This window comes from Pinisolibacter sp. DMC100 (assembly GCF_056313705.1).
The window spans coordinates 806,254-830,022 of the sequence record NZ_JBQUZT010000001.1; the positions used below are offsets into that span (position 1 = coordinate 806,254).

The 23,769-nt window shown below is 70.3% G+C and carries 17 protein-coding genes; 5 read left to right on the top strand and 12 right to left on the bottom strand.

Annotated elements, in window-relative coordinates; genetic code table 11:
• Positions 1-87: 87 nt before the first annotated feature.
• From ACT541_RS03780 to ACT541_RS03790, 3 genes are all read left to right on the top strand, one after another.
• Positions 88-1,302 carry an efflux RND transporter periplasmic adaptor subunit gene (locus ACT541_RS03780; RefSeq protein WP_476134384.1) on the top strand — a complete coding sequence of 405 codons (1,215 nt, stop codon included), beginning with the start codon at positions 88-90 and terminating at the stop codon, positions 1,300-1,302.
• A 5-nt stretch (positions 1,303-1,307) separates the two neighbouring features.
• Complete coding sequence (locus ACT541_RS03785) at positions 1,308-4,412, top strand: efflux RND transporter permease subunit (protein ID WP_476134386.1); 3,105 nt, start codon at positions 1,308-1,310, stop codon at positions 4,410-4,412.
• A gap of 106 nt (positions 4,413-4,518) precedes the next feature.
• Entirely contained in the window at positions 4,519-6,135 is a 1,617-nt protein-coding gene (locus ACT541_RS03790; RefSeq protein ID WP_476134388.1) for an MBL fold metallo-hydrolase, read from the top strand.
• 209 nt (positions 6,136-6,344) lie between these two features.
• On the opposite strand, the gene ACT541_RS03795 is transcribed toward ACT541_RS03790, so the two are convergent.
• Together ACT541_RS03795 and ACT541_RS03800 are read right to left on the bottom strand one after the other, a co-directional pair.
• Positions 6,345-7,952, bottom strand: a complete 1,608-nt coding sequence (locus ACT541_RS03795; RefSeq protein ID WP_476134390.1) for a DHA2 family efflux MFS transporter permease subunit — start codon at positions 7,950-7,952, stop codon at positions 6,345-6,347.
• A 5-nt stretch (positions 7,953-7,957) separates the two neighbouring features.
• Complete coding sequence (locus ACT541_RS03800) at positions 7,958-9,148, bottom strand: HlyD family secretion protein (RefSeq protein WP_476134391.1); 1,191 nt, start codon at positions 9,146-9,148, stop codon at positions 7,958-7,960.
• A gap of 580 nt (positions 9,149-9,728) precedes the next feature.
• Here ACT541_RS03800 and ACT541_RS03805 point away from each other — a divergent pair.
• Positions 9,729-10,403, top strand: coding sequence for a TetR/AcrR family transcriptional regulator (locus tag ACT541_RS03805; RefSeq protein WP_476134392.1), 675 nt, complete (start codon positions 9,729-9,731; stop codon positions 10,401-10,403).
• Positions 10,404-10,511: 108 nt separating this feature from the next.
• On the opposite strand, the gene ACT541_RS03810 is transcribed toward ACT541_RS03805, so the two are convergent.
• From ACT541_RS03810 to ptsP, 3 genes are read right to left on the bottom strand one after another with little or no spacing between them, the layout of a single operon-like run.
• Positions 10,512-12,245, bottom strand: a complete 1,734-nt coding sequence (locus ACT541_RS03810) for a fructose-specific PTS transporter subunit EIIC (protein WP_476134394.1) — start codon at positions 12,243-12,245, stop codon at positions 10,512-10,514.
• 54 nt (positions 12,246-12,299) lie between these two features.
• Positions 12,300-13,256, bottom strand: coding sequence for a 1-phosphofructokinase (pfkB, locus tag ACT541_RS03815; protein ID WP_476134395.1), 957 nt, complete (start codon positions 13,254-13,256; stop codon positions 12,300-12,302).
• Positions 13,253-15,757: a phosphoenolpyruvate--protein phosphotransferase gene (gene ptsP / locus ACT541_RS03820; protein WP_476134397.1), complete on the bottom strand. Its 2,505-nt coding sequence runs from the start codon at positions 15,755-15,757 to the stop codon at positions 13,253-13,255. The genes pfkB and ptsP overlap by 4 nt, the downstream gene beginning before the upstream one ends.
• Before the next feature lie 166 nt (positions 15,758-15,923).
• On the opposite strand from ptsP, the gene ACT541_RS03825 reads away from it, so the two are divergent.
• Positions 15,924-16,907, top strand: coding sequence for a LacI family DNA-binding transcriptional regulator (locus tag ACT541_RS03825; protein ID WP_476134399.1), 984 nt, complete (start codon positions 15,924-15,926; stop codon positions 16,905-16,907).
• A 72-nt stretch (positions 16,908-16,979) separates the two neighbouring features.
• On the opposite strand, the gene ACT541_RS03830 is transcribed toward ACT541_RS03825, so the two are convergent.
• The 7 genes from ACT541_RS03830 to mutM form a co-directional block, all read right to left on the bottom strand.
• Positions 16,980-17,597 carry a 2,3-bisphosphoglycerate-dependent phosphoglycerate mutase gene (locus tag ACT541_RS03830; RefSeq protein ID WP_476134401.1) on the bottom strand — a complete coding sequence of 206 codons (618 nt, stop codon included), beginning with the start codon at positions 17,595-17,597 and terminating at the stop codon, positions 16,980-16,982.
• A gap of 24 nt (positions 17,598-17,621) precedes the next feature.
• Positions 17,622-18,440, bottom strand: a complete 819-nt coding sequence (gene dapB, locus ACT541_RS03835) for a 4-hydroxy-tetrahydrodipicolinate reductase (protein ID WP_476134402.1) — start codon at positions 18,438-18,440, stop codon at positions 17,622-17,624.
• A gap of 220 nt (positions 18,441-18,660) precedes the next feature.
• The gene (dnaA, locus tag ACT541_RS03840) at positions 18,661-20,100 is read right to left on the bottom strand and encodes a chromosomal replication initiator protein DnaA (RefSeq protein ID WP_476134404.1); all 1,440 of its coding nucleotides are present in this window, start codon (positions 20,098-20,100) and stop codon (positions 18,661-18,663) included.
• A 169-nt stretch (positions 20,101-20,269) separates the two neighbouring features.
• Positions 20,270-20,833 (bottom strand): rhodanese-like domain-containing protein, encoded by a 564-nt coding sequence (locus ACT541_RS03845; protein WP_476134406.1) that lies wholly within the window; start codon positions 20,831-20,833, stop codon positions 20,270-20,272.
• Between the two features lie 558 nt (positions 20,834-21,391).
• Complete coding sequence (rpsT, locus tag ACT541_RS03850) at positions 21,392-21,658, bottom strand: 30S ribosomal protein S20 (protein WP_476134407.1); 267 nt, start codon at positions 21,656-21,658, stop codon at positions 21,392-21,394.
• Between the two features lie 275 nt (positions 21,659-21,933).
• Positions 21,934-22,704: an enoyl-CoA hydratase gene (locus ACT541_RS03855; RefSeq protein ID WP_476134409.1), complete on the bottom strand. Its 771-nt coding sequence runs from the start codon at positions 22,702-22,704 to the stop codon at positions 21,934-21,936.
• Positions 22,705-22,832: 128 nt separating this feature from the next.
• Positions 22,833-23,747, bottom strand: coding sequence for a bifunctional DNA-formamidopyrimidine glycosylase/DNA-(apurinic or apyrimidinic site) lyase (gene mutM, locus ACT541_RS03860; RefSeq protein ID WP_476134411.1), 915 nt, complete (start codon positions 23,745-23,747; stop codon positions 22,833-22,835).
• Positions 23,748-23,769 lie beyond the last annotated feature (22 nt).

Consider the following 23,769-nt stretch of genomic DNA (forward strand, 5'->3'; position numbering starts at 1 on the left):
TCTCGAAACGGCGCCCGACTTCCTGTCTGATGGCGCGATCGTCCGCCGCGCCCGCGAAGGGTCGGTGGCCCCGTCCGGAGGATGGACATGCTCGCCCACGCGGCCCGGCGCTCTCGCTCGGCCAAGGCCGTTCGCGGCCGCTTCTTCGCCGTCGCCCTGATCTCGTTCGCCGCCTCGTTCGCCGTCGCGCCTCCGGTCTTCGCCGCCGACGAGCCCGCCCAGACCCAGCCCAAGCGCCCGCCCGCGCCGGTGCGTGTGGTCGAGGCCAGGACGATCGACGTGCCGGTGGTGCTCGACCTCGTCGGCTCGACCCGTGCCGCCGCCTCGATCCCGGTCAAGACCCGCGTCGACAGCCAGATCGAGAGCGTCGGCGTCGCCGAGGGCGACCGCGTGAAGGCGGGGCAGGTGATCTTCACCCTCGATGCCCGCGCCGTCCGTGCCCAGGCCGAACAGGCCCGCGCCGTGCTCGCCCGCGATCAGGCCCAGCTCGTCCTCGTCGAAGCCGATCTCGAACGGACGAAGCAGCTCGTCGCCTCGCGCACCAAGTCGGAGCGCGATCTCGAATCGGCCAAGACGCTCGTCGCCGCGCAGAACGCGACGATCGCCGCCGACGAGGCGGCGCTGCGCAATCTCGAGGTCCAGGTCACCTGGTACGAGATCAAGAGCCCGATCGACGGCCGCGTCGGCTCCCTGCCGCTGAAGCCCGGCTCGTCGGTGCGCGCCGCCGATTCGGCGCTGCTCGCCACCATCAACCAGCTCGACCCGATCCACGTCGCCTTCGCCGTGCCCCAGGCGTCCGTCGGCCGTCTGCGGCAGGCGCTCGCCGCCGGCGTCCTGCCGGTCGAGGTCAAACTGCCGGGTTCGAAGGGGCCGGCGATCGAGGGACGCGTCGCCTTCCTCGAGAACACGCTCGACACCACCACCGGCACGCTGCAGGTGGTCGCCCTGCTGCCCAATGCCGACGAGCGCCTGCTGCCTGGCGAGTTCGTCGAGGTCCGCGTTCGCCTGCGGGACGATCCGAACGCACTGGTGGTGCCGACCGCCGCCGTCCAGCTCGGCCAGAAGGGCTCCTTCGTCTGGCGCGTCGCCGCCGACGGCACCGCCGAGATGCGCCCGGTCGAGATCGACCGCGTCGTCGACGGCCGCGCCGTGGTCGCCTCGGGGCTTTCCGCCGGCGATCGCGTCGTCACCGACGGCGCCATGCGGGTCGCCGCCGGCGCGCCGCTCGAGATCCTGCCGGCCGCCCCCGACAAGGCCGGCGGCAAGGGGGGCGACAAGCCCGCCGCCGAGCCGGCGAAGTGACGGCCATGAACGTCTCCGCGCCCTTCATCCGCCGCCCGGTCGCCACCATCCTGGTGATGATCGCCTTTCTCGCCGCCGGCTTCTTCGGCTATCGCCAGCTGCCGGTCGCCGCCGTGCCGCGCGTCGACTTCCCCACCATCTCGGTGACGGCGACGCTGCCCGGCGCCAGTCCCGAGACCATGGCGAGTTCGGTCGCGGCGGTGCTCGAGCGCCAGTTCTCCGGCATCGCCGGCGTCGCCGCCATGTCGTCGGTCTCGGTCACCGGCTCGACCAACGTCACGCTGCAGTTCGACCTCGCCCGCGACATCGACGGCGCCGCCCTCGACGTCCAGGCGGCAATCGGCACGGCGCAGCGCCAGCTGCCGATCGAGATGCCGGCCCCGCCGAGCTTCCGGAAGGTCAATCCGGCCGACCAGCCGATCCTCTTCGTGGCGCTGAAGTCCGACGTCCTGCCGCTGTCGGAGGTCGACGACTATGCCGAGACCGACATCGCCCAGCGCCTCTCGACCTTGCCCGGCGTCGCCCAGGTCAACGTCTACGGCGCCCAGAAATACGCCGTCCGCATCGCCGCCAATCTCGACGCGCTCGCCGCCCGCGGCCTGACCGTCGACGATCTCAAGACCGCGATCTCCGCCGCCAACACCAACTCGCCGGTCGGCTCGCTGACCGGTCCCGAACGCATGGTGACGCTGCAGGCGACCGGGCCGATCACCCGCGCCGCCGGCTACGCGCCGCTGGTCGTCACCTTCCAGAACGGCGCCCCCGTCCGCCTCGCCGACGTCGCGACCGCCCGCGACGGGGTCGAGAACGACAAGGTCGCCGCCTGGGTCGACGGCACTCGCGCCATCATGCTGGCGATCCAGCGCCAGCCCGACGCCAACACCGTCGAGGTGGTCGACCGCATCCGCAATCTGCTGCCCAAGATCTCCGCCGACCTGCCGCCGACGATCGAACTCAAGGTGATGCAGGACCGTTCCCGCTCGATCCGCGATTCGATCGAGGACGTCGAGGTCTCGCTTGCCATCGCCATGCTGCTGGTGATCGGCGTGATCTACCTGTTCCTGAAGTCGGCGCGGGCGACCATCATCCCGGCGCTGGCCCTGCCGGTGTCGCTGATCGGCACCTTCGCCGGCATGCATCTCTTCGGCTTCAGCCTCGACAACATCTCGCTGCTCGCCCTGACGCTCGCCGTCGGCTTCGTCGTCGACGACGCCATCGTCATGCTCGAGAACGTCATGCGACACGTCGAGATGGGCGAGAAACCGATGACCGCCGCCTTCCTCGGGTCGAAGGAGGTCGGCTTCACCATCGTCTCGATGACGATCTCGCTGGTGGCGGTCTTCATCCCCGTCCTCTTCATGGGCGGCGTCGTCGGCCGGATGTTCTACGAGTTCGGCGTGACGATCGCGATGGCGATCCTGATCTCCGGCGTCGTGTCGCTGACGCTGACGCCGATGCTCGCCGCCCGCATCATCGACGAGGCCCATGTCCACGCCCGCCCGAACTTCGTCGTGCGTGGCTTCGATCGCCTCTTCGCCCTCGTCACCGCCTTCTATTCGCGCTCCCTCGACTGGGTGCTGCGCGCCAAGTGGCTGATGCTCGCCGTCCTCGTCGGCACGGTCGTCTGGACCGTCCATCTCTACGGTGCCGCGCCCAAGGGCTTCTTCCCGCAGGAGGACACCGGCTTCCTCACCGGCTCGACACAGGGGCCCGACGACATCGCCTTCCCGGCCATGGTCGAGCGGCAGAAGCAGATCGCCGCCATCGTCGCCGCCGACCCCGACGTCGCCTCGGTGCTCTCCACCGTCGGCTCCGGCGGCGTCGCCGCCAACCCGTCGGCCGGCCGCCTCTTCGTGACGCTGAAGCCGCGGGGCGAACGCAAGGTCTCCTCCGACGAGGTGATCGCCCGGCTGCGCAAGGCGACCGCGCGGGTGCCCGGCATCGCCGCCTATTTCCAGAACGTTCAGAACATCAACATCGGCACCATGGCGACGCGGGCGCAGTGGCAGTACACGGTCCAGGCCGTGAACTTCGCCGAGCTGCAGGACGTCGCCCCCAAGCTCGAGGCCGAGATCCGCAAGATCCCCGGTGTCGTCGACGTCTCCTCCGACCTGCAGGTCCGCGGCCGCCAGGCGATCGTCGACATCGACCGCGACCGCGCCGCCCGCGTCGGCCTGACCGTCGACCAGCTGCGCTCGCGGCTCTATTCGGCCTACGGCTCGCGCATCGTCTCGACCATCTACACCGACACCGCCGCCTATTCGGTGATCCTCGAGGCAGCGGAGGAATTCACCACCGACGCCGAGAAACTTCGTCGTCTCACCATCCGCACACCGTCGGGCACGACGGTACCGCTCGACGCCGTGGCGACGATCCGCGAGGCGCCGGCGCCGACGCTGGTCAACCACAAGGGCCAGCTGCCGGCGGTGACGATCTCCTTCAACCTGACGCCCGGCAAGGCGCTGTCGGAGGCGGTCACGGCGATCGAGGGGATCGAGCGGCAGATCGGCCTGCCGGCGACGGTGCAGACCGGCTTCTCCGGTTCGGCGCAGGTGTTCCAGGACGCGGTCGCCGGCCAGGGCGTGCTGATCTTCGCCGCGGTTCTGGTGATCTACATCGTGCTCGGCATCCTCTACGAGAGCTTCGTCCACCCGCTGACGATCCTTTCGGGGCTCCCGGCCGCCGGCATCGGTGCGCTGCTGACGCTGCGGCTCTTCGGCCTCGACCTGTCGGTCATCGCGATGATCGGCATCGTCATGCTGATCGGCATCGTCAAGAAGAACGCCATCATGATCATCGACTTCGCGGTCGAGCGGCGGGCGAACGGTGCCTCGGCGCTCGATGCGGTGCACGAGGCCTGTCTGCTGCGCTTCCGCCCGATCATGATGACGACCTTCGCCGCGCTCTTCGGCACGCTGCCGATCGCCCTCGGCCTCGGCGCCGGCGCCGAGTTGCGCCGGCCGCTCGGCCTCGCGGTGGTCGGCGGCCTGCTGGTGTCGCAGATCCTGACGCTCTACCTGACGCCGGTCGTCTACATGCTGCTCGACCCGCTGACCCGCTCGCGCCGCGTTCCTGTCGACGAGGCGACGGCGGAGGAGAAGGAGGCGTGACGCGGTCGGTAGGTGTTCGGTCGGGGATGACCGGAGCGGTCGGGCGACCTAGCTTCAGGGAAGAGCCGGCGGCGACGGGGGGCGACCGATCGGCGCGAGGTGTCCCATGCCGGCCGATCGCGATCACCACCCGACCCTGACCTTCCACGGCGCCGCCCGCACCGTCACCGGCTCCTGCCATCTGGTGGAGGCCGGCGGTGCGCGCGTCCTGGTCGACTGCGGCCTGTTCCAGGGTTCGAAGACGGAGAAGGAGCTGAACTATCGCCCCTTCCCCTTCGATCCCAAGACGATCGACGCGGTGGTCCTGACCCACGCCCACATCGACCATTCCGGCCTGCTGCCGAAGCTGGCGAAGGACGGCTTCGCCGGCCGCATCCTGGCGACGCCGCCGACCTGCGACCTCCTCGCGGTGATGCTGCCCGACAGCGGCCACATCCAGGAGGTCGAGGTCGAGCGTCTCAACCGCCGCAACGATCGGCGCGGCCGCGACCGCGTCGAACCGATCTACACCGCCGACGATGCCGCCGCCGCGCTCGACCTGCTGGAGCCGCTGCCGCTGGAGACCTGGGGAGAGGCCGCGTCGGGCATCCGCGTCCGCTTCTGGAACGCCGGCCACCTGCTCGGCTCGGCCTCGGTCGAGATGGAGATCGCCGCGCTCGACGCCTCCGACGACCGCCCGACAAGGCTGCTCTTCTCCGGCGACATCGGCCCGGCCCACAAGCTGCTGCAGCACGACCCCGTCGCCCCCAAGGGCTTCGACCACGTGATCTGCGAGGCGACCTACGGCGACACCGAGCGCGACGAGGTCTCCGAGGAGGTCCGCCGCGCCCGGCTGAAGGCCGAGGTCAAGGCGGCGATGCGGCCCGACGGCGTGTTGCTCATCCCCTCCTTCGCCGTCGAACGGACTCAGGAGTTGCTGGCCGACTTCGCCTTGCTGATGGAGCGCGGCGACATTCCCTCGATCCCGATCCACATCGACAGCCCGCTCGCCGAGAAGGCGACGCAGGTCTTCCGCCGCCATGCCCGCGACCTCGAGGAGGGCGGCCGGCTGACCCGGGCGCTGGAGCGTCGCGACATCCGCTTCACCGAGACGGTCGAACAGTCGATGGCGCTCGATCGCGTCCGCGGTTTCCACGTGGTGATCGCGGCGAGCGGCATGTGCGAGGCCGGTCGCATCCGCCATCGGCTGAAGAACTGGCTGTGGCGCGAGGAGGCGACGGTGCTGATGGTCGGCTATCAGGCCGCCGGCACGCTCGGCCGTATCCTGCTCGACGGCGCCTCCGAGGTTCGCATTCAGGGCGACCCGATCAGGGTGCGCGCCCGCATCCGCATGCTGGATCTCTATTCCGGCCATGCCGACGGACCCGAACTCGCCGAGTGGATCCGCCATCGCCGGCCGATCGAAGGCGCCGTCTTCGTCGTCCACGGCGAGGAACCGGCGATCGCCGGCCTGACCGACCGCCTCGACGGCATCGTCGACCGCGGCCGGGTGATCGCGCCGGAACTCGACCAGACCTACGTGCTCGAGGGCGCCCGCGCCGTGCCGCTCGGCGCACCGCCGCGTCCGCCGCGCATCGATCGCGCCCGTCCGGGCCGGCCCGACTGGCACAACGACTGGCAGGAGCTGCTGCTCGACGTCGAGCATCGGCTGGGAAAGGCCGCCGACGACCGCGCCCGCGCCGTCGTCATGCGCCGCATCAGGAAGGCGCTCGAGGAGGCGTGAGAGGAGCCGCGAGGCTTGCCGGATTCACTCCGTCGGACGGCTCGCGGAGGCCCTTCATACTGAGGTGCCCGGCGTAGCCGGGCCTCGAAGTGCGAAGGGCCGAGTTGCACCGCCCGTCGTGGCTTCGCTCTTCGAGGCACGGCCTTCAGCCGTGCACCTCAGAGTGAAGCCGAACAACGGTCAGAGATCGGTATCTCTTCCGCCCGATCTCAGTGCCCGCTGCCGCCAGGCCCCGTCGCGCCGCGCGGGCGCCGCATCAGGGGCGCGAGCAGGACCAGCATCACGAAGAGGAAGGTCAGCGCCAGGAACACGTCGCCGATCGCCCAGACCTGCGCCTCGCGCCGCACGATGCCGGCGAGCTTCGACGTCGCGGCGAGGCTGGCGTTCGATCCCAGCGGCGCCATGGCGCCGGTCAGCGAGGCGAGCATCTCCTCGGCCTTGACGTTGCCCCAGGCGACCCGCTCGTGCAGACGCGCGAGGTGGAGGTCCATGCGGTCGTTCATCAGGGTGTTGATGAGCGCGAGGCCGACCGCGCCGCCGAGGTTGCGCGTCAGGTTGAAGAGGCCCGAGGCGTTCTTGATCCGCTCCGGCGGCAGCGTGCCGAGCGCCAGATTGTTGATCGGCACCATGCAGGTCATCAGCGAGAAGCCGCGCAGCATCTGCGGCACCAGCAGTTCCCAGAAGTCCCAGTCCTTGGTGACTTGCGAGACCTGGTACGTGCCGAGCGCGAAGCCGGCGAAGCCGCAGGCGATCATGATGCGCGGATCGACCTTGGTCACCATCCGCCCGACGATCGGCGCGGCGATGAACATGCAGACGCCGGTGACCGCCATGGTCTCGCCGATCTGCATCGCCGAATAGCCGCGCACCCGGGCGAGATAGACCGGATAGAGATAGGTCAGCCCGTAGAGACCGATGCCCATCACGAAGCTGAAGAGCGAGCCGGTCCAGAAGTTGCGGTCGCGGAAGGCGCCGAGATCGACGATCGGCCGCTTCGCCGTGAAGGCGCGCCAGAAGAACAGCACCGCGCCGGCGATCGAGACGAACGCCGTGGCGACGATCAGCTCGTCGTCGAACCAGCCCTTGGCCGGCCCCTCCTCGAGGAAATATTCCAGCGCGCCGAGGAACACCGCCATGCCGGCGAGGCCGGCCCAGTCGAAGTCCTGGAAGAGCGAATGATCCGGCTCGTCGAAGTCGACCATGATCCAGGTCGCGGTGGTGACGAGGATGCCCGGCACGACGTTGATCAGGAACAGCCAGTGCCAGGAGAAGAGCTCGGTCAGCCAGCCGCCGAGCGTCGGGCCGATGGTCGGGGCGAGCGTCGCCACGAGGCCGATGATCGGCGAGATCACCGGCTGCTTGTCGCGCGGGAAGATCGTGTAGGCGGAGGCGAAGACGGTCGGGATCATGCCGCCGCCGATGAAGCCCTGCAGCGCCCGCCAGACGATCATCTCCTCGATCGACGACGACATGGCGCAGGCGAAGGACATCAGCGTGAAGCCGGCGGCCGAGATCGCGAACATCACCCGCGTCGACAAGACCCGCGACAGCGTCCCCGACAGCGGGATCATCACCACTTCGGCGATGAGATAGCTCGTCTGCACCCAGGCGACCTCGTCGGCCGAGGCCGACAGACCCGCCTGGATCTCCGAGAGCGAGGCCGAGACGATCTGGATGTCCAGGATCGCCATGAACATGCCGAAGACCATGGCCATGAAGGCGAAGACGCGCCGCGGCTCGAAATTCGGCTCGACGGTCTTCGGGCGCGGCTTCTCGCCGCCCGCCGGTGCCGCCGTCGTGGTCGCGCCCTTCGCCATGGCCGTCACTCGGCCGCGCGGGTGTCGACGTCGGCGACGACCGACAGGCCGGCGCGCAGCACGCCCTCGCGCGCCACCTCGGCCGGCACCGCGATGCGGACCGGCAGACGCTGGACGATCTTGGTGAAGTTGCCGGTGGCGTTCTCCGGCGGCAGCAGCGAGAACTGCGAGCCCGTCGCCGGCGACAGACCGACGACGCGACCCTCGACGACACGGCCGCCGAGCCCGTCGACCGAGATCTTCGCCCGCGCGCCGGGGCGGATCGCCGCGACCTGGGTCTCCTTGAAGTTCGCCTCGACATAGACCTCGTCGAGCGGCACCAGCGCCATCAGGCGGGTGCCCGGCTGGACATACATGCCCGGCGCCACCGCCTTGTTGCCGACGGTGCCGGCGAAGGGCGCGCGGACCTCGGTGAAGGAGAGATCGCGCTTGGCCTTGTCGAGCGCCACGGCGAGTTCGTCGCGCGCCGAGGCGGCCTCGCGGCGCTGACCCTCGGTGACGGCGAGCGCCGCCTTCGCCCCGGCGAGACCGGCCTCGGCCACGGCGACGTTGGCCTGGGTGCGGTCGCGGTTGGAACGGGCGAGATCGAGCTGCTGCTGCGTGCCGGCGTTCGACTTGGCGAGCGCCACGGCGCGATCGTAGTCGGCGCGGGTGCGGTCGACGTCGGAGCGCACGGCGGCGAGATTGGCCTCGGCCTGATCGATCGAGGCGCGCGCCGCGACGATCTGGGCATCGAGCCGGCCGAGCGTCGCGTCCTGGGTGGCGAGCTTCGCCTCGGCAGCCTGGACGGCGAGCCGTCCGTCGCCCGGATCGATCTCGGCCAGCAGTTCGCCGGCGGCGACCTTCTGCAGGTCGGTGACGGCGACGCGGACGACGTGACCGGTGACGCGCGGAGCGATCGTCACCGTCTCGGCCTTGACGTAGGCGTCGTCGGTCGAGACCCAGTGCCGGCCCTCGATGACGTGATGGCCGACCTTCCAGATCACGAAGCCGCCGATCGCCACGCCGAGGACGGCGAGGAGCAGGCGCTTGCGGTTGGCGGCGAAGCGGGTCGCGGGATGGGCGGTGCCGGCCTTGCCGGTCGCGCTCGCCGGGCGGGACGCGGCATCGGCCTCGCCCGTCGGCGGCACGATCGTCTCGTGCGTCGGTCGCGGCGGGGTTCCGGCGGTTCCGGGGGCGGTCTCGTTGCGGGCCATGCTCGTCCTCGATGGTCTTTCGGTGATCGCGCGATCGATGTCTCGTCCGTCGGCCGGCCTCCGGCGTCGCGCCGCGGGTCCGTCACCTTGCCCGGAGCGGCGTCACCCGGCCGTGACGGCGGGGCGTCGGCCGGGCGATCCGGCGGCCCGTTCGACCGGGGCGGCGGCAGGGGGGAGCGCCGCAGCCGGTCGAACGGGCCCTCGGGACGCACCGGTCGCGTCTGCGGCGGGCGTGCCCGGCTCTGCCGGAAGGTCGTCTCGACGCCGTGCCCGCGCTCCGACAACCGGGGCAGAGGGCGACGATCGATCATACGATCGAACCGAACGGTTCGGTCATTACGGATTGACATACCGTGCCATCGTGCCTATTTCAAGATCGAACCGAACGGTTCGGTCAAAGAATCGTGAAACGGCCGCGGCGACGATCCGCAGGCGCCGCGCGGCGGCTTCACGGCGCCGTCGCGCCGGGCGTCGTGCAGGTCCGGTGATCGACCGTGGTCGGTCGCCGCCGACACGAAGCGGCGGCCGACGTTCGGCGAGGTCCGGGCGCGTCGTCGACGCGTCCCGCGAAAGGAGTGCCATGTCGCGATCCCATGCCCCGGCCGCCCCGACGGTCGCGCCGGACGAACCCTGCGAGACCCACGGTCATTCCGACGAGAAGGCGCGCCAGATCCTCGACGGCGCCCGCGCGGTCTTCCTGCGCGACGGTTTCGACGGCGCCTCGATGAACGACATCGCCCGCGTCGCCGGCGTCTCCAAGGGCACGCTCTACGTCTACTTCCAGTCGAAGGACCAGCTCTTCGCCGCGCTGATCCGCCACGACAAGCGCCAACAGGCCGAGCAGACCTGCCACTGGACCGATCTCGAGCCCGAGGCCGACGCCCGCACGACGCTGGCCGCCGCCGGCCGTCGCCTGCTGCGCAAGATCACCCACGCCGACAACGTCGCCCAGGTCCGCACCGTCATGGCGGTGGCGCCGAAGTTCCCCGAGATCGGCCGCGCCTTCTGGGAGACCGGTCCGTCCTGGGGCCATGCCCGTTTCGCCGAGCTTCTCGGCCGCCTCGTCGCGGCCGGCCGGCTCGCGCCGATCGCCGACCCGCGTCGCGCCGCCGTCCACTTCATCCAGCTCTGCGTCGGCGATCTCTTCAGCCGGCTGATGTTCGCCGTCGTCGAAGGCTTCGACGAGGCCGAGATCGACGCGGCAGTCGGGGCCGCCGTCGACGTCTTCATGGCGGCGCACGGCCCGCGCGGCTGATTTTCCGCACCCGAGACGCGAAGAAGGCGCCCGTTCGCACGGGCGCCTTCTGCATTTTCGGGGTCGAACCCGCGGGCGGGGGCGGCGCGCGGGTCGACCCGTCCGTCCTCACGCGGCCTTGGGCTTGAGGATGCGGAGCATGACGGCGGAGACGATGGTGCCGGCGACGATCGCGATGACGTAGCCCATCAGATGGGTGACGGCATTCGGGATCGGCAGGACGAAGATGCCGCCGTGCGGGACCTTGAGTTCGGCACCGACGCCCATCGAGATCATGCCGGCCAGAGCCGAACCCGCCATCAGCGACGGGATCACCCGCAGCGGATCCTTGGCCGCGAAGGGGATCGCGCCCTCGGTGATGAAGGAGATGCCGAGGAAGAAGGCGGCGTTGCCGGCCTCGCGCTCGTCTTCGTTGAAGCGATCGGCGAAGAGCTTGGTGGCGAGCGCGAGCGCCAGCGGCGGGGTCATGCCGGCGGCCATGGCGGCGGCCATCGGGCCGTAGACGGCGTTGTCGGCCGAGGCGATCAGGCCGGTGGCGAAGGTGTAGGCCGCCTTGTTGACCGGGCCGCCCATGTCGAAGGCCATCATCGCACCGATGATCGCGCCGAGGACGATCGCATTGGCGGTCTGCATGCCCTTGAGCCAGGCGGTGAGCGCCGACAGCGCCGCGGCGACCGGTTCACCGATGACGTAGATCATCAGCAGGCCGACGATGGTCGAGCCGAGCAGCGGCAGGATCAGGACGGGCTTCAGACCGTCGAGATTGCGGCCGAGCTTGATGTTGTCGTTGAGGAACTTGACGACGTAGCCGGCGAGGAAGCCGGCGAGGATGCCGCCGAGGAAGCCGGCACCGATGGTGCCCGCGAGCATGCCGCCGATGGCGCCGGGCGCGATGCCGGGACGGTCGGCGATCGAATAGGCGATGAAGCCGGCGAGGATCGGCACCATCAGGGCGAAGCCGGACTTGGCGCCGATCTGGAAGAGGGCCTGACCGAGCGTGCCGGCATGTTCGGGCTGGTAGACGTAGATGCCGCCGAGCGCGAAGGCGATGGCGATCAGGAGACCGCCGGCGACGACGAAGGGCAGCATGTAGCTGACGCCGGTCATCAGGTGCTTGTAGACGCCGGTGCGATCGGCGGAGCGGGCGGCCTTCTCGGCGGCGACGCGGTCGGCGAGCGGCGTGGCGGCGGAGGCGGCGGCACCCTGGACGGTGGCCTCGGCGAAGGCCTTCTGGACGAGGGCCTTGCCGTCGCCGATGGCGGCCTTGGTGGAGGAGGAGAAGACGCGCTTGCCGGCGAAGCGGGCGAGGTCGACGTTGGTGTCGGCGGCGATGATCACGAGGTCGGCGCGGGCGATCTCCTCGGCCGTCAGCGCGTTCTGCGAACCGACAGAGCCCTGAGTCTCCACCTTGACCGCATGACCCAACGCCTTGGCACCGTTCTCCACGCCTTCGGCGGCCATGAACGTATGGGCGATGCCGGTCGGGCAGGAGGTGACGGCGACGATGAACTTCGCGGCCGGGGCGGCGGCGGGCGCAGCCGTGGCGAGGCCGAGGCCGGCGAGCGCGCCGGCGGCATCCGCCAGCGCCGCGTCGAGCGACACGGCCACGGTCTTCTTGCCCGCGAAGCGATCGGCGCCGGCATCGCCGTCGCCGACCATCAGGACGCCGCTCGCGTCCGCGATGTCCTCGGCCGAGAGCGGCTGGGCCGACTGGCCGCCGGCGCGGGTCTCGACCACGAGCGTGGCGCCGGCCGCGGCCGCGGCCTTCTTCAGCGCCTCGATCGCCAGAAGTGTCTGGGTGCCGCGGCCTTCCGCCGCGACGACTGCGATGAGCTTCGTCATGCCTTCCTCCTGTCGGGGCTCGCCCCCGCTTCTCGATGAATGCGGATCGTCCGTTCAGTCGAACCGGCGGATGTCCACCCGCCGGGCGATGTCTTCCACCGCGGCCGGATCCCCGAGATGGGGGCCGATGCGGTCGAGCTTGGCGGTCGCGAAGGCGACCGAGAGTGCGGCGATACGGTCGAGCGACCCGCCTTCGGCGAGGGCTGCGACCATGCCGGCGACCATGGCGTCGCCGGCGCCGACGGTCGAAACCGGGGTCTTCGGGGCGACGCGGGCTGCGAGTGCCGCCGTCGCGTCGACGAAGAGCGCGCCTTCGGCGCCGAGCGAGACGACGACCAGCGCGATGCCGCGCGTGACCAGCTCGCGCGCCGCGGCGACGAGGTCGGCCGTCGTCGGCAGGGCGCGATCGAGCAGCGCCTCGAGTTCCGCCCGATTGGGCTTGATGGCATGCGGCAGGCGTGTGACGGCGGGCGCCAGCGCCGCGGCGAGCGGCGCGCCCGAGGTGTCGAGCACGACGCGGGCGCCTTCGTCCGAAAGATCGGCGACCATCTGCGCCCAGGTGTCGGCGGGAAGCCCCTCCGGCAGCGAACCGGCGAGGACGACCGGCGCGCCGGGGTCGAGATCGCGCAGCGCCGCCGCCCAGACCGCATGGACGAGGCCGGCATCGACGACGAGGCCGGGCAGGTTGACGTCGGTCGTCTCGCCGACGCCGGTCTCGGCGATCTTGATGTTGGTGCGGGTCTCGCCGGGCGCCCGCACGAAGCGGTCGACGATGCCCTTGGCGGCGAAGAACTCGACGAAGACGTCGTCGTTGTGGCGACCGAGCACGCCGGTCGCGGTGACCTCGACGCCCCAGTCGGCGAGGCAGCCGGCGACGTTGACGCCCTTGCCGCCGGCGTTCGACTGGGCGGTGCGGGCGCGCTGGACGCGCCCGAGTTCGAGCCGGTCGACGGTGATCGTCAGATCGATCGCCGGGTTGAGCGTCACGGTGACGATGGAGGGACGGGTCATGACCGGCCTCCGTCGAGCGCGCGGACCTGATCGGCGCTCTCGCAGGCGAGCGCCTTTGCGGCGAGCGCCCGCAGATCGGCCCGGCTCGCCGAGCGCAGCCGCGCCTTGACCGCCGGCACGTCGCGCGGCGTCATCGACACCTCGTCGACCCCGAGGCCGGCGAGCAGCGCCGCACCGAAGGGATCGCCGGCGATGCCGCCGCAGACGCCGACCCAGCGGTCGTGCGCCGCGGCACCGGCGACGGTGCGCTCGATCAGCCGCAGCACGGCGGGATGCAGCGCGTCGGCTTCCGCCGCGAGGTCGGGATGCTGGCGGTCGATCGCCAGGGCGTACTGGGTCAGATCGTTGGTGCCGATCGAGAAGAAGTCGACTTGGGGCGCGAGCGCGTCGGCCATCAGCGCCGCGGCCGGCACCTCGACCATGATGCCGACCGGCACCACGGGGGCGTCGAGCTCGGCGCGGATGCGCTCGCAGGCGGCGCGCAGCTGCAGCACTTCGCCGAGCGAGGTGATCATCGGCGCCATGATCGACAGCCGGCCGCCGGCCTTGGCGGCGCGATAGATCGCACGCAGCTGCGGTTCGAGCAGATCGGGACGGCGCAACAGCAGGCGGGCGCCGCGCACGCCGAGGAACGGGTTCTCCTCGTGCGGCAGGTCGAGATGGGCGACCTGCTTGTCGCCGCCGATGTCGAGCAGGCGCACGATCAGCGGGCGACCGCCGAGTGCCGCGGCCATGGCGGAATAGATCTCGGCCTGTTCGTCCTCGCTCGGGCTCGCCGAACGCTCGAGGAACAGGAACTCCGTCCGCATCAGGCCGACGCCCTCGGCGCCCATGTCGAGCGCCAGCGCCACCTGTTCCGGCGTGTTGGCATTGGCGCCGATCTCGACGCGATGGCCGTCGGTCGTCACCGCCGGGGCGGCGCGATCGGCCGCCTCGCGGTCGGCGCGGGCGCGGTCCTCGGCGAGACGGGCCTCGAGCGCCGCCTTGGCGGCCTCGTCCGGGCCGATCCACAGCCGGCCGGCGCTGCCGTCGACGATCACCTCGGTGCCGTCGGCGAGGTCGAGCAGGGCATTGCCGCCGGCGACCAGCGCGGGGAGACCCAGCGTGCGGGCGAGAATGGCGGTATGCGAGGTCGGACCGCCCTGAGCGGTGGCGAGCCCGACCACCTTGGCGGTGTCGAGGCCGGCGGTGTCCGACGGCGTGAGGTCGGGGGCGACGAGGACGATCCGGCCCTCGGGCAGCGAGATGCCGCCGTCGGCGGTCTCCGGCGCGAGACGTGCGAGCACGCGGCGGCCGACGTCGCGCAGGTCGACGGCGCGGGCGGCGAGCAGCGGATTGCCCAGCGCCGAGAGCGACGCGGCGGTGCGTTCGACCGCTTCGTGCCACGCCCAGGCGGGGCCGTGGCCTTCGACCATCAGCTGGCACGCGAGGGTGACGAGATCGGTGTCGGCGAGGAACTCGGCCTGCGCCTCGAAGATGCCGCCCTCGGAACCGCCGATGCGGCGGCGGGTGTCGTCGGCGAGCACGGCGAGGGCCTGACGGGTCTCGGTGATCGCGGCATCGAGCGCCGCGCCGCCTTCGATCAGGCCGATGGGCACGTCGGGGACGACGATCGTCGCCGGCTTCAGAACATGGACGCGGCCGAGCGCCAGACCGGGCGAGGCCGAGATGCCGACGATCGACGGCAGCGTCGACGGCGGGGTCCAGCCCTGCGCCACGGCCGCCTTGGCCGCGGCCTTGGCGGCGTCGGCCTTCTCCTGCGCGGTGAGGCCGGTGATCGCCGACTGGAGGGCGGCGAGTGCGGCGCTCGCGTCGGTGCCTTCGGCCGAGACCACGACGGTCTCGCCGGCCATCAGACCGAGCTGGAGCAGCGACACGAGGTTCTTCGGATCGGCGACCCGATCGGCGACGCGGATGCGGAGCCGGGCCGGGGTGCGGCGGGACGTGTCGACCCAGTGGGCGGCGGGGCGGGCGTGGAGGCCGTTGGGGTAGTCGCAGACCCAGGTGAAGCGTTCGGCGAGATCGGTCGCCGGCGCCGCGTCGGCGGCCGGAGCGACGACGGCGTTCTCGTCGAGGGCGCGCAGGATGGCGCCGGCATCGGTGGTGGTGGTCAGCGCCGCGAGCGCCGCATCGTCCTGCAACAGGCGGGTCAGCCGCCGCAGCATGGCGATGTGGGCGTCGGACTGGGCGGCGATGGCGACCAGCAGGCGGACGGTCTGGCCGTCGTTCCAGGTGACGCCGTTCGGGATCTGCAGCACGGCGAGGCCGTTGTCGCGGATCAGGCCGCGATCCTCGACCATGCCGTGGGGGATCGCCACGCCGTGACCGAGATAGGTCTCGGCGACGGTCTCGCGGCGAAGCATCGATTCGACATAGGCCGGGTCGATCCGGCCGGTCGCGACCAGCATCTGAGCCGCCTCGCGGATGGCGGCTTCCTTGGTGGCCGGGGTCGCGCCGAGGCGGACCAGCTCGGCGGTGATGAGCGACGGCGCATTGGTCATTTTCGGACCCCTTCCTCCCGGGTTCTTGATGTGTATTGAAAACGTTTTCACATCATTCGTCAACAGGCAATGCATTGCAATTTCGCAATTTTTCTGCAAATATACGTGCTGCGCTGCACCATGATTCAGGTGCGTTTCAGAAAACGCCACAGGAACGATTTCACGTATGTCGGTCGGGATCAAGGACGTCGCAAAGGCCGCAGGCGTGTCGGCTGCCACCGTGTCGCGGGTGCTCGGCAACGGCCCGGTCAGCGCCGACCTGCGCGAGAAGGTCGAAGCGGCCGTGAGAGCAACCGGTTATCGCCCGAACCTCTCGGCCCGGCGCCTTCGCTCGCAGCATTCCCGCACCATCGGTCTGATCGTCTCGGACATCCGCAACCCGTTCTTCACCACCCTGTCGCGGGCGGTGGAGGACGCCGCCTACCGCGCCGAGATGCGCGTGGTGCTCTGCAATACGGACGAGAACCCGCAGCGCGAGGCGATGTATCTGCGTCTGATGCAGGAGGAGCGGATCACCGGCCTGATCTACGCCCCGACTCGCGCCGCCGCCGGCACGCTCGGGTCGCTCGACTTCGACTTTCCCGTGGTGCTCGTCGACCGCGCCGGCCCGCTCGATGCCCACGACGCCGTGGTGATCGACAATGCCGGCGCCGCCGGACAGCTGGTCGGACATCTCTCCGACCAGGGCCACCGTCGCATCCTCGGTCTCTTCGGCAACACCTCCTCGACCGCCGTCGAGCGCCACGACGGCTATCGCGCCGCCATGGCCGCCCGCGGCCTCGAGCCCGATGCCGTCTTCGTCGCCCCGAACGACCAGGCCGCCGCCGCGGCGCTTTCCGAACGGCTGGCGAGCGGCCTGCGTCCCGACGCCGTCGTCGTCTCCAACGGCCTGATGCTGCTCGGCGCCTATCGCGCCATCCGCGCCGCCGGCCTCGAGACGCCGCGCGATCTGGCGCTCGCCGGCTTCGACAACGAGACCTGGACGGAACTGGTCGGGCCCGGCCTCACCGTGATGGAACAGCCGGTCACCGAGATCGGCCGCACCGCGATGGAACTGCTCTTCGAACGCCTGCGCACGCCGGAGATGGCGCCGCGCAAGATCGTTCTCTCCGGCCGGCTGGTGGTGCGCGGCTCGTCCGTCCGCGTCTGACGTCGCTCGCAGACACGAAAACGGCGGCCGGATCGCTCCGGCCGCCGTTCGCGTTTCGGGTCGGGTGTCGCCTCAGGCGAGGTCTTCGCCCGAGATCACTTCGCCGTTCGCGTCGAGGCGATAGACGATCGGCGCACCGGTCGCCAGTTCCCGCTTGAGGATCTGCTCGGGAGTGAGCTTCTCGAGCTTCATGATCAGCGCGCGCAGCGAGTTGCCGTGGGCGGCGACGATGATGCGCTTGCCGGCCTTGAGGTCCGGCAGGATGTGGGCGTCCCAGTAGGGCAGCACGCGGGCCGCGGTGTCCTTCAGGCTCTCGCCGCCGGGCGGGGGAACGTCGAAGGAGCGGCGCCAGATGTGGACCTGTTCCTCGCCCCACTTCACCCGCGCCTCGTCCTTGTTGAGGCCGGAGAGATCGCCGTAGTCGCGCTCGTTCAGCGCCTGATCACGGGTGATCGGCAGATCGGTCTGGCCGAGCTCGGTCAGGATCAGGTCGAGCGTGTGCTGGGCACGCGTCAGCGCCGAGGTGTAGGCGAGGTCGAAGACCAGGCCCTTGGCCTTGAGCTTCTGGCCGGCGGCCTTGGCCTCGGCGACGCCCTTCTCGGTCAGGTCGGGGTTCTTCCAACCGGTGAAGAGGTTCAGCTTGTTCCATTCACTCTCGCCGTGGCGGCAGAGGACGAGCAGTCGTTCCATGCGTATGGCTCCCTGGAAAGGATGTCAGGCCTTCGGAGAAAGGCCCAGTACGTCGGCCATGGAATAGAGGCCGGGTTTTCGCCCCATGCCCCACAACGCCGCCTTGACGGCGCCACGCGCGAAGATCGAACGATCCTCCGCGCGATGCGTGAGCTCGATGCGCTCGTGCGGCCCCGCCAGCACCACCATGTGGTCGCCGACGACGGTACCGCCCCGGAGCGTCGCGAATCCGATGTCGCCCATGCGGCGAGGGCCCGTGTGGCCGTCGCGCGAGCGCACCGAATGCGCGGAAAGATCGACGCGACGGCCTTCCGCCGCCGCCTGGCCGAGGAGGAGCGCCGTGCCCGAGGGCGCGTCGACCTTGGCGCGATGATGCATCTCGACGATCTCGACGTCGTATTCCGGCCCCAGCGCGCGAGCCGCCTCGCGCACCAGCTGGGCCAGCAGATTGACGCCGAGGCTCATGTTGCCGGACTTCACCAGCACCGCGTGGCGGGCGGCGGCGGCGAGCTTGGCGTCCTCGGCGGCCGAGCAGCCGGTGGTGCCGACCACGTGGACGATCCGCGCCTGGGCCGCCAGTTCGGAGAAATGGACGGTCGCCGTCGGCACCGTGAAGTCGAGCACGCCGTCGGCATGGGCGAAGGCGGAGAGCGCATCGTCGGTGATCTGGACGCCGAGCTTGTCGATGCCGGCGATCTCGCCGGCGTCGCGACCGATGTCGGGCGAGCCGGCACGCTCGATCGCGCCCGAGAGCATCGTGCCCTCGGTCTCGGTCACCGCCCGGATCAGGGTCCGGCCCATGCGGCCGGACGCACCGACCACGACGAGACGCATGTCCGCCATGTGCAAAGTCTCCCGCGATCGCTCCGGCCGTTCCCGCGCTGTCCCGCGCCGCCGTACCGTCGATCCCGAGCCTCGGATACGTCACGCGCCCGGCGCGTGCAAGCGCCCGAAACGTCGATCAGCGCTCCCCCGGATGCATGAGCGGGTGGGGGAGGGCGTGAGACGACGAGGGGCCGCGGTCGCCCGCAGCCCCTCGCCGAACGGAAATTCGCGTGCCCGATCAGACGTCGAGCAGGCGCTTCAGCATTTCGATCTCGTCGGCGAAGGCGCGGTCGGCGCCGGCCATCTCCTCGATCTTGCGCACCGCATGGAGAACCGTGGTGTGGTCACGGTTGCCGAAGCGGCGGCCGATCTCCGGCAGCGAGCGCGGCGTCAGCGACTTGGCGAGATACATCGCGATCTGACGCGGACGCACCACCGTGCGGGTGCGGCGGGCCGAGAGGAGGTCGGCCTTGGTCACGTTGAAATGCTTGGAGACGACCCGCTGGATGTCCTCGATCTTGATCTTGCGCGGCTCGCGCGCCCTGAGCAGGTCGCGGAGTGCCGCCTCGGCCATCTCGAGATCGACCTGACGGCCGGTCAGCTGGTTGTGGGCGACGAGGCGGTTGACGGCACCGTCGAGGTCGCGGCCCGAGGAGGCGACGTTCTCGGCGACCCAGTCGACCACGGCGGCGGAGATCTCGAGGCCCGGATTGGCGCGCTTGGCGGCGTCGACCCGGTGGGCGACGATACGCCGGCGAAGCTCCACGTCCGGCGCGGCGATCTCGACCAGCAGACCGCCGGCGAGGCGCGAGCGCACCCGTTCGTCGAGCGTCTCGAGGTCGGCGGCCGGGCGATCGGCGGCGATCACCACCTGACGGGCACCGTCGATCAGCGAGTTCAGCGTGTGGCAGAACTCCTGCTGCACCTGCTTGCCCTGCAGGAACTGCATGTCGTCGATCAGCAGCAGGTCGATGCCGCGCAGCGCTTCCTTGAAGGCGATCGCCGACTGGGCCATCAGCGCCTGCACGAAGCGGTACATGAAGTGCTCGGCGGTGAGATAGAGCACCTTGCGACCCTGGGCGCGGGCGGCGTTCGCCACTGCCTGGAGGAGATGCGTCTTGCCGAGCCCGACCGAGGCGTGGATGTAGAGCGGATTGAAGGGCACGGTCTCGCCCGGACGCACGTCGGCGACGCGGCGGGCGGCGGCGAGCGCCAACGAATTGGAGCGGCCCTCGACGAAGCTGTCGAAGGTGTGGCGCGCGTCGAGCGGGCTGCCGGCGAGCTCGTCGTCGGACCGCGCGGCGGAGGCGGTCGCCGGGCGCGTGGCGGGGCGGGGTTCGGACGAATTGGAGGCGACCAGCGTCGGCGCCGGACGCTTCGGCGCCTCGGCGGCCTCGCGGGCCCCTGCGGTCGGACGCATGGCGGAGCGGACGGCGAAGTCGATCTGCGTGACCTGACCGAAGCTCTCGCGGAAGAGCGCCAGCAGCCGGTCGCGATAGCGCCCCTGCAGCCAGTTCTTCAGGAAGCGGGTCGGCACCGACAGATGCACCGTGTCGCCGGCGAGCGCCTCGAATTCGACGCGGGCGAACCAGCTGGTGAACACGTCCTCGCCAAGCTCGACCCTGAGACGCACCTTGATGCGATCCCATTCGTCGCGAGGATCGGTCTCCCGGGTCATCGCACGTGCCTCCATCGTCGTCCGCCTCTCTGCTCTTCTGTCGAAACCGGCGCATGCCGACTTCGGAGGGTCCCGGTGCCTCGCTCGTCCGTGACGAGGCGACGAAACGCCGTCCCCCGGAGTGCCCTCCGGAGGTCCACTCGTTCCGGCCGAAGCCGGTCGCACGCAATCAGGATTGGGTCCAGGGCAACCCGCGGGCCTTCCAGCCGGCGACGGTCCCGCGATGGGCGGTCCGGTCCGGCGGGCCCTCGAAGCCGCCGGAGACGTTGAGACAACGGCTCCATCCGGCTTCGGTCATGGCGATCGCGGCATATTTGCTGCGAACGCCCGAACGGCAGAGGAAATAGACCGGTGCATCGGTCTCGACGCCGTCTCCGGCGAAAAGCTCCGAGAGCTTCGCGACGAAGTTCGGGTCGGCCGCCATGGAGGGGAAGACCTGCCACTCGATGGTGACCGGTCGCTTGCCGATGTCCCTCAGGTCGGGCAGGCCCACGAAGGACCATTCCGCCGTCGTACGGACGTCGACGAGGACGGCACGCGGGTCCGAAGACAGCGACGCCCAAGCCTCCTCGGGCGCCACGTCACCGGCGTAGCCTCCCGTGTCCGAAATCGACATGACAAAAACCCCCAAGCTTCCGGTTTTTGTCCGGAAGGTCCCGAAAATTTCCAGCTGATGTTCGTGGAGTTCTTCCTGTGGCCGACTATTGCCCGTCACGCGGAAGTAGATCTGCACGCCAAGCCCGATCGGGTATCTCTTTTTACGCGAACGTCTCGCTTCTCTGCTTGTTGCGGCTTCGAAACGACGTCGTGTCGCGAAAGATACCCTCCGTTCTTCTCGTGAGAGCGGGGTCCCCGTGCCCCGATGGCCAATATGTACACACCCCCCGCGACCGACGCAACGTCTCAAAACGCCGTCGCGGCCCCTCGACGCATGCATGCAACACCCCACCGCCCGCCGACCTCCGACAAGTCCTTCCGACTCAATCGAGTTCGGCGCCGGATTCGGAAAACCCCGATCTGCGACATTCCATCAAGGACGCCACGTCACGTTTCACGCGAGACGGCGAAGAATCGTCGATGCACGCGAGGGCTCGTGATGACCTGCCATCAAGTCATTGAATTGTCGTGGTATTTCTTGGCAGGCGGAAAAGCTGTCGAAGCCGTCCGGAAAGCGCTTTCGGACGAGATCGGGTACCGCGTCTGGACGCTGTCCAACCGCAGGTAGAAACAAAAAACCCGGGTCACGAGACCCGGGTTTCGAGGATTTCACGGACGCTCGAAGGCGGCCCGATCAGGCGCCGAGCGACTTCACGCGGCTGGCCAGACGCGAGATCTTGCGGGAGGCCGTGTTGCGATGGACGATGCCCTTGGAAGCGGCGCGCTGCAGCTCCGGCTGGGCCGCCTTGAGGGCGGCGGCGGCGGCGGCCTGGTCGCCCGAAGCGATGGCTTCCTCGACCTTGCGCACGAAGGTGCGGACGCGCGAACGGCGGGACTTGTTGACCGCGGTGCGACGCGCGATCTTGCGGGCCGCCTTCTTGGCGGACGGCGTATTGGCCATGGACGAGCCTCTCCTGGATCTCGACCGTGCCCGACCTCGAGAGCCTGGCCGTTCTCCCCGCGGGGAGAGCGGCCGCGGGCGGGCCGACACGAATTGAACATGTGGGCGGCGGAACGAGCCGCCACCGAGTGGGCGAGCTTATAACCGCGGCGTCCCGGCCCGTCAACGGGCGCGAGGCCCATTTCGGCCGGGAACGCGACGGGTTTCTCGCCCTGTCGGCGAACGATCGGCGGCGAGCCGCCTCGCGGGCGGCGAAGAACCGGCGACGACGGGCCTCAGGGGCGGAAGTTCGGCTTCCGCTTCTCGAGGAAGGCCGCCATGCCCTCCTTCTGCTCGGGGGTGGCGAAGATGCCCTGGAACACCCGCCGTTCGAAGCGCAGACCTTCCGAGAGCGTCGTCTCGAAGGCGCGATCGATGCATTCCTTGGTGAGCATCACCGCCGGCAGCGCGAACTCGGCGATCTCGGTGGCGATCGCCACCACGGCCTCGACGAAGCCCTCGGCCGGCAGCACGCGGGCGACGAGACCGGAGGCCTCGGCCTCCTTCGCATCCATCAGCCGGCCGGTGAGGCAGAGATCCATCGCCTTGGCCTTGCCGACGGCGCGGGTCAACCGCTGGGTGCCGCCGGCGCCCGGCAGCACGCCGAGCTTGATCTCGGGCTGGCCGAACTTCGCCGTCTCGGCGGCATAGATCGTCGTGCACATCATGGCGAGCTCGCAGCCGCCGCCGAGCGCGAAGCCGGCGACGCCGGCGATCACCGGCTTGCGGGCACGCGCCACGCGGTCCCACGAGGTGATGAAGTCGTCGACATAGGTCTCGGGATAGGTGAGCGGCTGCATCTCCCTGATGTCGGCGCCGGCCGCGAAGGCCTTCTCCGACCCGGTGATGACGACGGCGCCGATCCCGGCATCCGCCTCGAACACGTCGAGCGCCGCGCCGACCTCCGCCATCAGGGCGGAGTTGAGCGCGTTGAGCGCCTTGGGGCGATTGAGCGTGATCAGGCCGACCCGACCGCGGGTCTCCACCAGGATGTTCTCGTAGGCCATGGGGCGTCCTTTCCCGTCGGGCGGCGCGTCGCGGCCACCTCGTGGTCCCAAGGGCTAGCGGAGCGGGCGGCGACGGGCAACGCCCTCTTTCGCACGACCCCTCTGCGGAAATCCGCGTGGCGCCCGCCTCAGCGCCGCCGCCCGCTCGCGCGCTGGCAGCGCGGGCAGAAGAAGGTCGACCGGCCGGACTGCACCACGCGTTCGACGACGCCGTCGCAGGTCGGGCGCGGGCAGGGCTCGCCCTCGCGGTCGTAGACGGCGAAGGCGTGCTGGAAATAGCCGAGCTCGCCGTTCGCCTGGCGATGGTCGCGCAAGGACGAGCCGCCGGCCTCGATCGCTTCGCCGAGCACCGCGCGGATGGCTTCGGCGAGCGTGGCGAGCGATGCGGTCGCGGCGCCCGTCGCCGTGACGGTCGTGCCCGCCTGCCGCCGCGGATCGAGCTTCGCCCGCCACAGCGCCTCGCAGACATAGATGTTGCCGAGCCCGGCGATCAGCTTCTGGTCGAGGAGCGCGGCCTTCAGTGGCATCGATTTGCCGGCAAATAATTGTCCGAGCAGATCGCCGTCGAGCGCGTTGCCGAGCGGCTCGATGCCGAGCCCGGCGATCGAGGGATGGGCGGCGAGATCGGCGCGGGGCACGAGATCCATGAAGCCGAAGCGGCGCGGATCGTTGTAGGTGACGCTGGCGCCCTTCGGCAGGTGGGGCCCTTCGAGATGGAAGACCACGTGGTCGTGCGCCGCCGCCTTGTCGCGGCCGTGGTGGAAGACGCCGGGCACCGCCTCGTCGTCGCCCCCGCGGATGCGGAACGAGCCCGACATGCCGAGATGGGCGATCAGCACCTCGCCGGAGGAGAGATCGGCCAGCAGATACTTCGCCCGCCGCCCGAGCGCCGTGACGGTCGTGCCCTCGAGCCGTTCGACGAAACGGGGCGGGAATGGTGTGCGCAGATTGGCGCGGCGCTGTTCGACGCCGGCGATCCGCGCACCTTCCATCACCGGTGCGAGGCCGCGCCGGACGGTTTCCACCTCGGGCAGTTCGGGCATCGCGTCTCCTCGCAGTCGCTCG